18 protein-coding genes are annotated in these 14,550 nt (G+C 51.0%); 3 read left to right on the top strand and 15 right to left on the bottom strand.

Translation table 11 applies throughout. The features are described 5' to 3' along the window. Positions 1-73: 73 nt before the first annotated feature. Positions 74-844: an amino acid ABC transporter substrate-binding protein gene (locus INT19_RS11315; protein WP_193060804.1), complete on the bottom strand. Its 771-nt coding sequence runs from the start codon at positions 842-844 to the stop codon at positions 74-76. Positions 845-1,145: 301 nt separating this feature from the next. Between INT19_RS11315 and INT19_RS11310 the strand changes: the two genes are divergently transcribed. Continuing rightward, positions 1,146-1,361: a hypothetical protein gene (locus INT19_RS11310; RefSeq protein ID WP_193060803.1), complete on the top strand. Its 216-nt coding sequence runs from the start codon at positions 1,146-1,148 to the stop codon at positions 1,359-1,361. After that, positions 1,361-2,101, top strand: coding sequence for a zeta toxin family protein (locus INT19_RS11305; RefSeq protein ID WP_193060802.1), 741 nt, complete (start codon positions 1,361-1,363; stop codon positions 2,099-2,101). Before INT19_RS11310 ends, INT19_RS11305 begins: the two co-directional genes overlap by 1 nt. Before the next feature lie 95 nt (positions 2,102-2,196). Here INT19_RS11305 and INT19_RS11300 read toward each other — a convergent pair whose 3' ends face one another. The 7 genes from INT19_RS11300 to fliD (INT19_RS11275) form a co-directional block, all read right to left on the bottom strand. Then, entirely contained in the window at positions 2,197-2,796 is a 600-nt protein-coding gene (locus tag INT19_RS11300; protein WP_193060801.1) for a hypothetical protein, read from the bottom strand. A gap of 410 nt (positions 2,797-3,206) precedes the next feature. Next, the gene (locus tag INT19_RS11295) at positions 3,207-3,398 is read right to left on the bottom strand and encodes a hypothetical protein (RefSeq protein WP_193060800.1); all 192 of its coding nucleotides are present in this window, start codon (positions 3,396-3,398) and stop codon (positions 3,207-3,209) included. Between the two features lie 96 nt (positions 3,399-3,494). Continuing rightward, a complete protein-coding gene (locus tag INT19_RS19770; protein ID WP_226912667.1) occupies positions 3,495-4,172 on the bottom strand; it encodes a flagellin in 678 nt (225 codons plus the stop codon). Between the two features lie 104 nt (positions 4,173-4,276). Continuing rightward, positions 4,277-4,825, bottom strand: a complete 549-nt coding sequence (locus INT19_RS19765; protein WP_319022072.1) for a hypothetical protein — start codon at positions 4,823-4,825, stop codon at positions 4,277-4,279. Then, positions 4,776-5,063 (bottom strand): flagellin N-terminal helical domain-containing protein, encoded by a 288-nt coding sequence (locus INT19_RS19760; RefSeq protein ID WP_319022071.1) that lies wholly within the window; start codon positions 5,061-5,063, stop codon positions 4,776-4,778. The genes INT19_RS19765 and INT19_RS19760 overlap by 50 nt, the downstream gene beginning before the upstream one ends. 262 nt (positions 5,064-5,325) lie before the next feature. Then, positions 5,326-6,687, bottom strand: coding sequence for a flagellar filament capping protein FliD (fliD, locus tag INT19_RS11280; protein ID WP_193060799.1), 1,362 nt, complete (start codon positions 6,685-6,687; stop codon positions 5,326-5,328). A gap of 232 nt (positions 6,688-6,919) precedes the next feature. Beyond that, positions 6,920-8,272, bottom strand: a complete 1,353-nt coding sequence (fliD, locus tag INT19_RS11275) for a flagellar filament capping protein FliD (RefSeq protein WP_193060798.1) — start codon at positions 8,270-8,272, stop codon at positions 6,920-6,922. Positions 8,273-8,653: 381 nt separating this feature from the next. Here fliD (INT19_RS11275) and INT19_RS11270 point away from each other — a divergent pair, with 381 nt between their 5' ends. Continuing rightward, the gene (locus INT19_RS11270) at positions 8,654-8,983 is read left to right on the top strand and encodes a hypothetical protein (RefSeq protein ID WP_193060797.1); all 330 of its coding nucleotides are present in this window, start codon (positions 8,654-8,656) and stop codon (positions 8,981-8,983) included. 351 nt (positions 8,984-9,334) lie between these two features. Here INT19_RS11270 and INT19_RS11265 read toward each other — a convergent pair whose 3' ends face one another. From INT19_RS11265 to INT19_RS11235, 7 genes are all read right to left on the bottom strand, one after another. Beyond that, positions 9,335-9,940, bottom strand: coding sequence for a YqhA family protein (locus tag INT19_RS11265; RefSeq protein WP_226912666.1), 606 nt, complete (start codon positions 9,938-9,940; stop codon positions 9,335-9,337). 65 nt (positions 9,941-10,005) lie between these two features. Next, entirely contained in the window at positions 10,006-10,599 is a 594-nt protein-coding gene (locus tag INT19_RS11260; RefSeq protein WP_193060796.1) for an exopolysaccharide biosynthesis protein, read from the bottom strand. Between the two features lie 90 nt (positions 10,600-10,689). Further along, positions 10,690-11,142, bottom strand: coding sequence for a tellurite resistance TerB family protein (locus INT19_RS11255; protein WP_089040734.1), 453 nt, complete (start codon positions 11,140-11,142; stop codon positions 10,690-10,692). A gap of 119 nt (positions 11,143-11,261) precedes the next feature. Next, positions 11,262-12,275, bottom strand: a complete 1,014-nt coding sequence (gene yejK, locus INT19_RS11250) for a nucleoid-associated protein YejK (RefSeq protein ID WP_193060795.1) — start codon at positions 12,273-12,275, stop codon at positions 11,262-11,264. A gap of 114 nt (positions 12,276-12,389) precedes the next feature. Further along, a complete protein-coding gene (locus INT19_RS11245) occupies positions 12,390-13,151 on the bottom strand; it encodes an ABC transporter permease (protein WP_193060794.1) in 762 nt (253 codons plus the stop codon). After that, on the bottom strand, positions 13,148-14,083 hold the full coding sequence (locus INT19_RS11240; protein ID WP_193060793.1) for an ABC transporter ATP-binding protein: 936 nt from the start codon (positions 14,081-14,083) through the stop codon (positions 13,148-13,150). Before INT19_RS11240 ends, INT19_RS11245 begins: the two co-directional genes overlap by 4 nt. A 58-nt stretch (positions 14,084-14,141) precedes the next feature. Then, positions 14,142-14,420, bottom strand: a complete 279-nt coding sequence (locus tag INT19_RS11235; RefSeq protein WP_009722821.1) for a peptidylprolyl isomerase — start codon at positions 14,418-14,420, stop codon at positions 14,142-14,144. Between the last annotated feature and the right edge of the window lie 130 nt (positions 14,421-14,550).

Here is a 14,550-nt window from a genome sequence, read left to right as displayed (position 1 = left end):
GCTATAAGCGAAACGGCCGTGGCAGTGCCACGGCCGCAATCAGTTGCTGGTCGTCTAAAGATAAACGCCGCGATTATGGCTGGGTGATATCAGTATCGAACCATTTTTGCGATATTTCACCTAATGTACCGTTTTCACGCAGCTCTTCCAGGGCGGCATCTACGCGGTCACGCTGAGCACGGCCCTCTTCATCATCACGAAACGGCAGCGCGTTTTCTATGATGGTGAACGGCTGGCCAGCCAATGCAAGCGGCAAACCGCGCTCGCTGATCACCTGGCTGGCGCTAACGCGATCCATCACAAATGCATCGATACGGCCAAGCGCCACATCCTGCTCGACGTTGGATTCGTAGGTACGGATATCGATCTCATCGGCATTAGGCTGTTCACGCAGCAACTGCTCGTAGTTAGAGCCCAAGTTCACCGCAACGCTTTTGCCAGATAAATCTTCAACACCGTGAATGGTGTCATTACCTGCCCGCACAACAACCTGGGCACCATCGTAAACATACGGAGCGGTGAAGGCGTACTTCGCTTTGCGCTCATCGGTAATGGTGATTTGGTTGGCAATGGTATCAATGCGCCCAGACTCCAACATGCCCGCCAAGCCAGAGAAACTCGCTGTCACGAACTCAATCTCATCGCCAGTCACATCACCAACGGCGTTCATGACATCGACTTCAAAGCCTTTCAGTTCGTTTTGCTCAACAAACGTAAAGGGGAAATACCCCCCAGACATGCCGACGCGCAGCGTATCCGCGTAAGCAGCGGCAGACAGCACACTACCCACAACGCTAAGCGAAAGAACAGCAACAGCTTTTTTCCAACGGCTCACATTCGCCATATTCATTTTCCCCTCTAGGGCACCTAAGCCCCCTGCTTTAAACGTGGGCACCGGTTGCGACGTTCGTCGAGCATCTACCAGTGCAATGAGGCCAAGATACCAGCAAAAAAGAAATAATAAACAGCTTTCTTAGTCTTTTTTGGAATTTAGGATCAACCGGTGGTGCTATTGAAGATGACGTGCTCAGCACGTGTTCCACACATAACCACTCCTATCACCATTACTATTAGTATGCTTACACTTATACTCTAGTCCTTGTACTATACATTTATAAGGTGATTTGCAGACTGGGGAGATAATCGTGGCAACTAAACCTGATGCAGAACAAAGATTTGCAGCACAAACAGTGCGTTACACACGTCGCGCCTACCAAGCGTCATTGAGCCGAGGCCAGAAAGTCGTGGAAATCGCCAACGGAAATCTTGTCGAAACGCGCCCCGATGGCAGCACTTATGTGTTGAAAAAAGCACCCGCTAAACACAAAATTCCTGTAGGCGTGAAGCTGAAGGTGACCTAATGGATCCAACACCAAGGTTGAGAATGTTTGCTGGCCCCAATGGCTCAGGCAAAAGCACCATTCAGAGTGTCATACCTGCACATCTGAAAGGGGTTTACATCAACCCAGATGATATTGAACAAAGCGCCAAGGACACAGGCGCTATCTATTTTGGTGATTATTCTGTCGACATTTCAAAAGCGGATATCAAACACTATTTCTATCAATCGCCTTTAACACGAAAAGCGTCTCTGGCACCTCTGCTTGAAACATTACTATTTGAAGACAACTGCCTTTCCTTTTGTAAAACCGAACCAAACTCCTATATCGCTTCAATTGCCTCATCGCTCATTCGTGATCAGCTTATCGCCTCTAGAATTAGTTTTACGTTTGAAACTGTAATGTCATCAGAAGACAAGATAGAAGTATTACAGGCATCCCGTGCAGCAGGTTTTAAAAACTATCTCTACTACATTGCCACCGACGACCCAGACATTAACGTCCAACGAGTTCACAACCGAGTAGAATCGGGAGGACACACCGTACCAGAAGATAAGATTCGTCAGCGTTACCATCGTTCACTCGACTTATTAATAAATGCCATCAAGCTTGCTGATCGAGCGTTTATATTCGATAACTCAGGTAATGAAGACATATGGCTAGCAGAAGTAACTCCGGAAGGAGAAATTGAACCTAAAGCGGAAGAAATACCCGACTGGTTTTACCGAAGCGTTATACAGAAGCTCACTCCTGCCTATTAAGAAGCTAGCTCACGTCTGGACTTTTTCTCCGTTGCGGAAGCCCCCATTCTTAGCAGAGTGAACGAGAAGGCGAGCAGAAATGATGCCTCAGATGGCTAAACCTTGGCCTTACCAGAAATAACGGCTTTAAACCCTGCCTTGGTGATCGGCTGCTGATTGACGTCAACCACCTTGCCGCCTAAACGGGCCAATGATTTGGCAAGAGAAACCAACCGCGCAAGCTGGAGCTTGCTGGGCGAAAGAGAGCGACCACTCTCATTCACCTTAATAGTGACACCCTTAATTAAGTACTGGCTATTATCATCGGTAAAAGAAGGAAGTTGCCCAGGAGGAAAGGCGTTTTCAACAACGATAGGGTTACGTGAAGACTCCCCCATCACCGTAAAGGCTTTCGTACTAGGCTCATACACCGCTCCCGCAGATGCCAGCGCTACGCTTAAGCGCTCGTTTAGCCCAGGTGAAGGGGTTTCAAACAGCACTTGCACGCCCCAAGAAGTACCGCCCTCATTCGCCAGCGTGGGAACATCATCCGCTTGCATTTTAGCGCCCATCGATAGCTTTCTGGGCCGATCAGCAGGCTGGGAAGCGCTTCTAAACTCGCCGCTAAGAATTAAATACATAGCAACAAAGCCACAGGTCAGGCTAACCCACATCGTACCAATCGCCACCACTAGCGCGAGCGTATAAGTATCCATACTATTTTTATTATCCCTGCGGCACCCGCAGCGCCTCTAAGCCTCAGTCTATAAAACACCCTGTTGTTGCTAGCACGGCCCAAAATGAGCCTGCTAAGTGATTATGGTAGAAAAGCGCGTCATCACAAGCCACCCTTGGTCTATAGCACCTTTCAAGCTACCCCAACATCACTTGCGTATGCACCACGCCGCTATACCCGAGTAACCCACCGCACCGTCATTCCCGAGTAACCCTCCGCACCGTCATGCCCGAGTAACCCACCACACCGTCATTCCCGAGTGGGGTTATCGGGAATCCATTCTGACCTTTGCCCGATACTACCCAGCAGCCTGCCTCACCATGGATTCCCGCTAAGGGCATGCGGGAATGACGAACCTGGGGCGTAACCTCTGTGAGTGGCGGGTGCAAGCTACCCCAACATCGCCTTAGTATGCTCGCGCTGCTGCTTCACCGCACCATCTAATATACCCAGCAGCTTTTCATAATCCTCCGGCATCGCTTTATCCATGCCGGTGTCTTCAAAGCGTTGTAAAGTGGCTTGAGTGTCCGCTATGACAGTTTGCAGCTCATCGATAACGTGTTGTTGTTCTTCATTAGTCATACGTCACCTCAGTAAAAAAAACCGGCCCCCAAAGGGAGCCGGTTTAGTGTACTACTTAGTGATACAGCAAATGCTCTATCGAAACTAAGCCTCAGATTAACCCAGCAGTGAAAGAACGTTCTGCGGAATCTGGTTGGCCTGTGCCAATACAGAAGTACCAGCCTGCTGCAGGATCTGCGCGCGAGTCATATTGGCGACTTCTACCGCGTAGTCAGCATCTTCGATGCGCGAACGAGCTGCAGAGAGGTTAGTCTCATTGGTGCTCAGGTTGGTAATGGCTGATTCAAAACGGTTCTGCACAGCACCCAGCTCAGAACGCAGGCTGTCCAAGGCTTCCAGCGGGTTTTTGGTGGCGTCCGCATCGCTAAGCGCTTCTTGAGTCAGATCACCATCTTCGGTAATGAAGATTTCATTTGCAGCACCATCAGTGATCTTGCCATTGTCATTAACATAGACAGAGGCAGCAGCTGAATCGGAAAGAGTGAAGTCTCCTTCAAACCCGGAAGTAAAGACAGCTGCGCCGCCACCACCGAGGGCATCAGTCACCGCATTAGCGTTACTAATATTATACTGATTAGCAGCTGTACCTTCACCGTCTAAGTCTACATCGTAAGCGTTAGTTGTATCGTCTTGAATCTGATTCTGAAGATCTTCAAAGGCGATGGTTTCGTTTTCAGTATCTACTCCGGCGCCACCGTTCGCACTATAAACCGTATCGTCTGCAGTAGTAATGCTACCAGCAGTACGGCCTCCTTCAGCAAGCTCACTGACCAAGTCTTCAATCGTAGCGACAGGATCGCCGCCCGTATTTGTTACGCTTAGATCAGCAGAACCAGCGGTACCCGTCAGGTATAAGTTTTCGCCTGTAGAGGCAAGCGTTAGTGCACCAGAAGATGAAACGTTAACTTCTTTGACTCACCAGCGCCTGGTGTTAGGCCAAGATCGGTGGCTAAGTTACCAGCATTTCCATCTACAGCTACGCCAGCACGGTCGAAGCTGAAAGTGTTAGTGTCAGCGTCGAGAGTGTATACAGTATCGGTAGTACCCGGATCTAAAGTAATTTCAGCGCCATCTTTCAGATTCTGGAACACATCACCAACGTTAGAAGCGGTGTTGAACGCTGCGTTTGTACACTCGTTCGAGGTGCCAACTTGTTCAAAGTCATTGGCACGTAGGTCTTGAATCGACGCAGCTTTATTGGCGGTACCCGTACCGTTCACATTAAAGCCGCCTAAATTCAATGTTTCAGCATTGATCTGCTGTAGGTTGACAGAAATGGTCTGGCCATCGTTAGCACCTACCTGAATTTTCAGGCCGCTATCTTCTGCCAGCACTTTAGTGCCGTTGAAGTCAGTTTCTTCAGAGATACGGTTAATCTCATCCAGACTCAGAGTTAGTACCGTTTTGAGCCTGAACAGACAATTCACGAATACGCTGCAGGTTGTCATTCACCTGATTCAGCGCGCCTTCAGCGGTTTGCGCAATGGAGATACCATCGTTAGCGTTACGCTGAGCCTGGCCGAGACCGGTGATCTGTGAAGAGAAGCGGTTAGCGATGGCTTGGCCAGAGCTCAAACGCTCCATAGAGGTTTGCAGCGAGTTTTGTGATTTGGACAGGTTGGACTGGCCAATCATGGAAGTAATGTTGGTATTGATCACTGACATGGTGTGATTCTCCTTGCATGAACACTGGCCGGAAGGCCTGCTATTCGGCCACTTTGTGCGCCGTTATTAGAATTAACGGCACAGTGAGAAGAATCTTTAGGGCGGTTAGTAAAAAAAAGATGTAATGTTTGGTAACTGTAGGGTGAGAGGCTTACTTTTACGTGGGCAACAAAAGGGCGGCTTACGCCGCCCATTGCGGGTGCCTCGCTTCGCTCGTTACACCGCACTACTTATCTGTGGCTACTCAACCGAAGCGTTAAGGTTATTTCTTGCGGCCTAACTGATTATCCAGGGCATCAAACTGCTGGGCAATCATCGCATCTAGCTGACCGAACTGGGTGCGGTAGCGGGAGATGGTGCCTTCAATGGTTTTTTCCATACGCTCGAAACGGTCGTCCAAGCTTTTAACACGGTTTTCCGCGCCGCTAATCGCTAGTTTTACCACGCCATTGTTGCCCAGCATCTGTTCGATTGTAGTGTTTAGCCTACCCGCCATGCCGTCGCCCTCGTTTTCACCGGCAAAAAAGTCATTGAGGGCCTGGGGGTTATTGGCAACCAAGTCATCTAGCGTCTCCTCATCGACCTTGAGCTTGCCATCTCGCTGCAGAGTGATGCCTAGCTGGTTAAGGGTCGACAACTCACCGCCTTCTACCCCGCCGGTTAATACACTGCGCAGCCGGGATTCGATGGTGCGCACGGTGTTATCGCCCAATAGCTCGCCAGCGGTTTCGCTATCGCCGGTAAAGCTAGTGAGCTTGCCAATGGTGCCTTTTAAGTCGTTAAACGCTTTTACAAAGCCATTAATCGCTTCGCGCTGCTTTAGCGTGTCGCGCTCAATATTAATGGTGCTGGAAGCCGTTTCGCCGTCCACGATATTGAGTTCAGCAAGATTTAGCGTTACGCCTTGAATCGCGCCTTCAACACTGTTTTCTGCACTACTAATCGCAATGCCATTAACCGTAAGCGCGGCATTTTCACCTGGGCGTTTTGTTAGCGCATCTTCAGCAAAGGGGCCGGGGAGCACGGCGCCATTGGTATCAACAAAGCTAAAGCTTTCAATAGAAGCGTCTGCGCCAGTGGTTTTAGAGCTAAGTGCCAGCCGGTAGCCCGTGCCATCATTGATAATCGTGGCGTTAACACCAGCTTCTTTATCAGCGTTAATGGCATCACGAATATCTGCAAGGCTACTGCCTTCTGCGATGTTGATATCGACGCTCTCCCCATCGCCAAAGGTCAGCTGCATTGCGGTGGCCCCTTGTAGATCCAGGGCGGCGTCCCGCTCTGCCACGCGGTTTGAGGCCAGCGTACCAGAGGTGGCCAACTGGCTGACCTCTACCCGGTAGCTGCCCGGCAGCGCATCAGCGGCAGCAGTCGCTTTAATGGCATCGCCACGCACATTGGCGGAAAGGCTTTGGTAGAGCTTGGGGTCATTGATTTTGGCGACCGCATCTTGAAACGAGTTCAGCGACGTTTGAAGTTGACCGAAAGCAGAAATTTTCGCCTGCTGCTGTTTCTTTTGAAGCGTAATCGGCGCGAGTTTGCCTCGCTCAGCCGCTTGAAGCTGATCAAGCAAACCAGTGAGATCAAGGCCAGAACCAACGCCAAGAGAGGTTATCGTCGCCATGCGGGGGTATTCCTCAGTGCAAAAGGCTAAACCACAAGACCCAGGCACGCATGCGCACGCCCGTTTATTTAATAGCACTGCTATCGGCAGAAAAGCGCACAACTTTAGCGCCTTTTCGCGCTTTCGCCGATTTTCATACTTTTTTACTAGAAATGAGAATTTTCTAATGAAAACGCCTGCAGGAAGCAGGCGTTAGCGTAGGCGTTCAACAACCACCAAATTACTTTAGCGACTATTTACGCCCAAGCTGAGCGTCAAGGGCATCAAACTGCTGGGTTAAATAGTTGCTGGTTTGGTTCATCTGGGCAATCATGCCGTCTAACTGGCCGAATTGAGTGCGATAGCGGGAAATGGTCTGCTCAATAGACTGCTCCATATTCAGATAGCGCTCACCCAGAGATTCTTTGAGGCTTTCCGCACCGCTAATCGCCCCCGACACTCTGCCGTTGGAACTAAGCAGCTGCTCTATTGTGGTGTTAAGCTGCCCCGCCATGCCTGACTCATCCGCATCGCCAGCAAAGAAGGTTGAAAGTGCCTCCTGATTATTGGCAATGGCGTTATCAAGCTTGTCGCTATCAACTTCAAGCGTGCCATCGCGCTGTAAAGAAATGCCGATATCGCTGAGCATGGAAAATTCGCCTTCCACGCCACCGCTGAGCACGCTGCGCATGCGAGACTCAACGATACGGACAGTGCCATCACCTAGCAGATCACCCGCAGCACCGGTTTCAGAATTGAAACTGGTCAGCGCGCCGATGGTGCCCTTGAGGTCGTTATAGGCATCGACAAAGCCCGTAATCGCTTCACGAACAGCGCGTGTATTCTGCTCGACTGCCACGGTGCTATCGCCCTCATCTTGAAGGTTAAGCGTCACGCCTTGAATCGCCCCTTCAACCTGATTGGTAGGGCTGGTAATAGCAATGCCATTCACCGTCAACGCGGCATCGGTGCCTGCTTGCAGGGTGTTATCGGTGTCGGCGGCGAAGGGCGCTGTGCCTGCATCAGAAAAGCTAAAGCCGGTAATAGAGGCATCCGCACCGGTTTCGCTGGAACTAAGCGCCAGCCGGTAGTTGGTGCCGTCGTTCACAATGGTGGCGTTAACGCCTGAATCCTCACTGGCATTAATCGCATCGCGAATATCTTCCAGGCTGCTATTCGCACCGATGGTGACGTCTTTACTGGCCCCATCACCGAATGTGAAGGTTAGCGTTTGCTCAGTGGTCGTTTGCGGCGCGTCCAGTTGATCAACACCTGTGGAAGCCAGCGTGCCACGAGTAGCGAGTGTATCAACGGTGACATTGTAACTACCGGGCTGCGCTTCGCCATCTGCCGTGGCAGTAATGGCATCGCCTCCCACATTCGTGGAAAGGCTTTCATACAGCGCACTGTCGTTTAACTCAGCGGAGGCAGTTTGAAATTGGGAGAGCGCACTTTGCAGCTGACCATAAGCAGAAATCTTGGTCTGCTGGGTTTCCAGTTGACGCTCTATAGGCTTCAGCTTCCCTCGCTCAGCATCTTGCAGTTGATCCAGCAAGCCGTTGAGGTCGAGCCCTGAGCCAATACCGAGTGATGAAATGGAAGCCATAAGTTACTGCCCTTTTTTTAAATAACGCCCAACACGCTGGCGCTGCTCATACGTAAGAATGTGATTTATATTTAATACTATCGACCATTAAAGCTTAGACTTGAGCCTATTTGGCTTTTTTTACGTACTAAAAAGTAATGAATTGTAAAGAATGACGCTTACATAAAGCTAAAAAGGCATAACACCATCAATTTTAATTAATACTTTTTGCTTTTCCCCTAGCGGCCCACATGTTGAATTATCTAGATGACAGAAATATGTCAGAAAAAGGTCGGCGGTTGCTTTGACACCAATCCATCATAGACCTTGGTCTAATACCCGCATTGCTTTATAATGCACTGCAACAAGCCCATTTTGGGGCTGTTTGCAGGAGAACGACTTATGCCTTCCGAGGTGTCACAACCCGCATCCACCGTAGTGTCTGCCGCTTATCATGTGCAGCGCAGCCTACGCCACTGCCTTTCTACCGTTGCCGAGCTGCTTTACGATAACGGCCATGTGCTCGAAACCATTACCTTGCCGCAGCGTGGCCTCGCCCGACGCGAGCTGGCTCATTTGAAGGGGCATTGCCCTAGTTGGAAAACATGCCAACGGGTGCTTGAAGAGAGCGGTGCCGCTGAATTTAATGATTACGACCGCTTCGTACTGACGTCTATGGGGCGGGAGCTAATGTTTGATATGTTTGGTCAGGGTGCTGCCGACTGCGCGTAATCGCGTTTGCTTTGCTCTGCACGTTCTAAATACGACGCTCTAAATACGACGTTTTAAATACAAAGCGCCCGCAGCCCCTTGAAAAAAGAGCTGCGGGCGCTTTTCTATTAGCGTGATGTGCTTAGCGCAGTCCAAGCAGCGATAGAATAAACAGCACAACAACGATTAGACCAATAATATAGATAATGTTACGCATAACGGCACTCCTTGCTTTTGCGTTTAAAGGCTTGCTTCAAAGAAAGCAACACCTTGGGATAACATTTCCAGCCTAGCAGTGATTGATAATGTTTGCGTAATTTACCCTCGGCGGGTATTAACTCACTCGCTTAAGAGACAGCCCGACGATTCGTCTCACTCCCCCTTATGCCCAAGACTCATGAGATACAGCGCTGCCGCCAGCGCCAGCACCGAAAGCGCGAGGTAGATGGCTTCCAGTGGCGTCGTGAAACGGATATCCACCACAGCGCGGAAAAACTCAATAATTACCGCCAAAATCACCACGCGGGCAATCTTGTCCTTGAGTTGATCCAGTGAGCCTACGTTAAACGGATGCTTGGGATAGCGCACTTCCGCCTGGTCGATCCGGGAAACAAACAGCCGATAGATACCTAGCCCAAAGATCAGCAGCACAATCGCTATTAAATAAACATCAACGGCGATGATGATGTCCGGCACCAGGGTGTCGTGGATATCTTGAGAGCTATCCACCAGGTAGTAGCGCAGTACGTCACCCACCACGGTTAAGATATCCAGCGTGCCAACAATAAACAGCATCAGTGAACCCAACAGGCTTGGCACTACCGCCAGCATTACTAGAAAGCGCGAATTCCAAAGCACCGTTTCAATCCGCCGCTCCCAGGAGGATTGTTCACGGGGCGTTTTGGGCGCAGGCGGCAGTGCTGAATGTGGCGATGGTGAGTTCGATGATGATGACTCAGACGGTGCTGGATCAGACATGGTGCGTGCTTGCTCCTTTTAAAAAGCCGTCAGCTTAGGCGGCGCTAGGATGATCGTACGCGAACTTATAGCACGTTGATCAGCACAACCGTAAACGTAACTCCGGTGAGTAGAAAACCCAGCGAGAGCATAATGCCGTCTCTGGCGACTAAACCTAAACCAAACAGGGTAAGCGCCAAACCCGCGCCGTTGGCGCTAAACGGAATAAACTCCATCGGCGGCATGGCTAGCGCGATAAGCAGGCACATCACGGCGGTGACGCGTATCCCGATATAGCCAGTCATCCACGCTAGGCGCACACCTAGTAAGCTATCAATCCATGTGGCGGGCTTTTTCATGTAGTGAATAGCTTTATCGAATTTGTTTCGGGCAATAGAGCGTTTTACCAGCCATTTAGGTAACCAAAAAGTTTCCCTGCCGATTAATAACTGAACGGACGTGAGCAACACCAACGCCGCCATAAGCGTTGGCATACCGGGAATATCACCGATGATAGGCGCAAGTGTGATTAGCCCAGCAAGCAACAATAGTGGCCCAAATGAACGCCTGCCCACCGCGTGAACCACGTCGTCTACGCTTACCTTGGCTTTTTCACGCTCCATTCGCTCCATGGTGTTAATCAGTTCGGTTAAGTTCGATGCATCCTGCATATCACTCATTGGCGTTTCTGCGCTCCGAGCCCTGTATCAATGGGTCTATTAATGGTTATGTCGACGGCTGGGGATTTCTGCTGAGCCGGAAGGGAGCCGCTAGGCCTGGGGCGTGCTGGCAAGCTTGCTGCGAATAAAATCACTATGGCTAACGTGTAAAAGATCTGCCAGCCGCCGGATACGGTGCTCTTCGAGCGGGTCGATACTGCCGTCTGCCCAAGCAAGCTGCCACATTAACGCTACCAACTCGCAGCGCTGCTCATAACCGTAGTGCTCTTTTATCAGGCTAACAAACTGGTAATGATCGACGGCATCATCCACTTCTGCTTCCGCCAACGTCATTAACTCGTTAACGTCGCTGTCACTTAAGTGGTAGCGGCTGATTAACATCTGCTTCAGTGCGGCGCGTTCAGCATCGCTTTTATCGTAATCGGCACGCATGACTTCACAGAGCAGCGCCGCCGTTGCGAGTTCTAGCGTCAGGGTTTGATTATCACGCTGCTCAGGTTCTGCCAGCGCGCGTTGGAAGAAATTGCTAATGGCATCCAGCACGGTTTCTCTCCTGTTAATAAACCTGCCACTTCGACTGGCGATATGGCACTTAGTGCCCTTTACGCCTAAGCGCCCACCCTCACCTCACTATTCACCAATCACGATTCACGATTCACCAATCACTCCTTACGCTTCGCCAACTGCTCTTTTAGCTGCTTGGGCACTTGCTTGATAATCAGGCGATCCTGGTTTTCATCGTACTCAATGCTGGACCCGAGCAGGTGGGAGTCAAAACTGATCGATACGCCCCCAGCACGCCCGGTAAAACGGCGAAATTGACTGATAGTACGCTTATCCGGCGGAATCTCTGGAGAAAGGCCGTAGTCAGCATTACGGATATGGTCGTAAAACGCTTTGGGCTGCTTTTCGTCCACCAGCCCCGAAAGTTCTTCTAACGTCATTGGCTCGCCACGGCGCAGCTGCTCGTTGGCGTAGTCAACCAGGGTGTCGGTTTTTTCTCGGCTGGCTTCGTCGTCGTAGTCCTCTTTTTCGACGTAATCACTGAAGGCTTTCAGCAGCGTGCGGGTTTCAGCAGGAGCATCAATGCCCTCTTCCATTCCCAGCAGCGCTATCAAGCCATCGGCTAGCTTTTTGCCGCCGCGGTCTTTTAAAAACGACACATATTGTGCGCTTTCAGAATCGCTCTGCCACTGGGTAAGGTTTACCCGTGCCGCCAAGGTGAGCTGGCTGGTATTAAGCTGCGCGGCGGGCACTGCTTGGTGCTCTGCGTTAATGCCAATACCTTCCCGCTGATGAACTAAGCCTAAAAACAGCGTCTCGGTATCGCCCTGGCGTAGATGTGCGAACACTAAGTAGCCGCTAACGGAGAGCTGCTCTTGCAGTGTTTGCGCCAAGCGTTCGGCAATCGCAATAGAAAGCTGGGTAAAATCTTGCTCTTCTGCCATATACGCCCGAAGCCAAGCTACCAGCGGACCAGCCTGCTCGCCCTGCTCAGCAAATCGCCCCCACCCTTTGGCTTTGGTGTTGTAGGTGTCATTTAGCGAATTCACCAAGCTTGCCATCACAGGATCGTCGTTGGCCGCGGGTGTTGACGCAGGTGCCGCCGTGACGGTCAAACGTTCACCATCTAGTGATGGATCAAGGCGGTGCACAATACTTTGCAGTAGCGGCATAAGCGGGAGTTACCTTTTATTTAAGAGCGATTTAGCTAAGAACGGTTGATTAAAAAAACAAATCATCAAAAGAGCGGTGTTGGCAAAGAACCGCTCAACAGGCAATCCGCAGGTTTAGGGCTTTAAGCGATAACCGGTGCGGAAAATCCAGGCAATGGTGGCAAGGCTGGCCGCAAGGAAGAGCATGATCATCGCCACGCTGGCCGCTAAGCTAACATCGCCAATGCCGTAGAAGCTCCAACGGAATCCACTGACCAAGTAGACCACGGGGTTGGCTAACGTCACGGTTTGCCAAAACGGCGGCAGCATATCAATAGAGTAGAAACTCCCCCCCAAAAACGTTAGCGGGGTGATCACCAGCAAAGGCACCAACTGCAGCTTGTCGAAACCATCTGCCCAAATGCCGATAATAAAGCCCAGCAGGCTGAAGGTGACCGCGGTCAGTATCAGGAAGGTGAGCATCCAAATCGGATGAGCGATCTCCAGTGGCACAAATAAGCTGGACGTTGCCAGGATAATCAGCCCCAGAATGATCGATTTCGAGGCAGCAGCGCCCACATAACCGACCACCACTTCTAAATAAGAGATGGGCGCTGAGAGAATTTCATAAATGCTGCCGGAGAACTTCGGGAAGAAAATCCCAAACGAGGCATTAGAGACACTCTGAGTAAGTAGCATCAGCATAATCAGACCGGGCACAATAAAGGCCCCGTAGCTGACCCCGTTAATTTCGCTGATGCGTGAACCAATCGCCGCGCCAAACACCACAAAGTAAAGCGAGGTTGAAATCACTGGCGACACAATGCTTTGCAGCAAGGTACGGCGAGTACGCGCCATTTCTGCCATATAAATGGCACGAACGGGGTAGAGATTCATGGGCGCTCCTTTACCAAGTCGACGAAAATATCTTCCAACGAGCTTTGCCGGGTGTGCAGGTCTTTAAAGCCAATGCCCGCCCTTTCCAACTGAGTGAGCAGCGCAGAAATACCGCGCCCATCCTCTTCCTGACGGCCATCGTAGGTGTACACCAACTCATAGCCATCTGCTGCCAAACTCAGCTCGTCTTGATCAAGGGACGCAGGCAATGCAGAGAGCGGCGTGTGCAGCTGAAGCGTTAGTTGCTTGCTGCCAAGCTTGTTCATCAGCGCTGCTTTCTCTTCCACCAACACAATCTCACCGCGGTTGATGACACCAATGCGGTCGGCCATTTCTTCGGCTTCTTCAATGTAATGGGTGGTGAGAATGATCGTGACACCATTATCCCGCAGCCCGCGCACCACTTCCCACATATCACGGCGTAGCTCGACGTCTACCCCAGCAGTGGGTTCATCTAGGAATAGAATGCGTGGTTCATGAGAGAGCGCTTTGGCGATCAATACACGGCGCTTCATGCCACCGGAAAGGGTCATCAAACGATTGTTGCGTTTGTCCCACAAGGCCAGCGACTTAAGCACTTTCTCGATATGCGCTGGATTCGGCGGCTTACCAAACAAGCCTCGGCTAAAACTGACCGTATTCCATACCGTTTCAAAGGCTTCGTTGGTCAGCTCTTGAGGTACAAGACCAATACGTTCACGGGCCTGACGATAGTGGCTAACGCTATCATAGCCATCGACTAACACGTGGCCCTGGGTTGGATTCACCAGCCCGCACACCACGCTGATTAACGTTGTTTTGCCCGCCCCGTTGGGGCCAAGCAGGGCAAAAATTTCACCGCGTTGAATGGTTAAATCCACACGGCTAAGAGCTTGAAAGCCACCTTCGTAGGTTTTGTTCAAGCCTTCAATAGTAATAATGGGATCGTTCAAGGCGTGCTCCTCACACCGCGACAGCATTGCCGCGGTGCTTGACGGATGTTCGGCGCCATTAACTGCGGCTGGTAATTTCCAACAGGTGGTAACCAAACTGGGTTTTGACCGGGCCGTGTACCTTGTTCAGGTCACCGCTGAAAACGACCTTGTCGAATTCCGGTACCATTTGGCCGGGGCCAAAGCTACCCAGGTCACCGCCTTGACGGCCAGAAGGGCAGCTAGAGTGCTGCTTGGCCACTTCTGCGAAATCACGACCGTTTTCGATCTCTTGCTTCAGTGTGTTGCACTGCTCTTCACTGCTTACCAAAATATGACGGGCGCTGGCACGTGCCATAACAAACTCCTAAGTAATAAAAAAAGAACCTACATAATCTGTTGCTGTTTCATTTTGCCATAACCGTCATCGCGGGTGCGCTTCGCTTACCCAATGGGATGGACTCCTCCTCACCCTACTCCGGCGTCAG

The organism is Halomonas sp. 3A7M (genome assembly GCF_014897875.1).
GTDB lineage: Bacteria > Pseudomonadota > Gammaproteobacteria > Pseudomonadales > Halomonadaceae > Vreelandella.
Note: the sequence above shows the minus strand (reverse complement) of the source record. Positions and strands in the feature narration are given on the sequence as shown.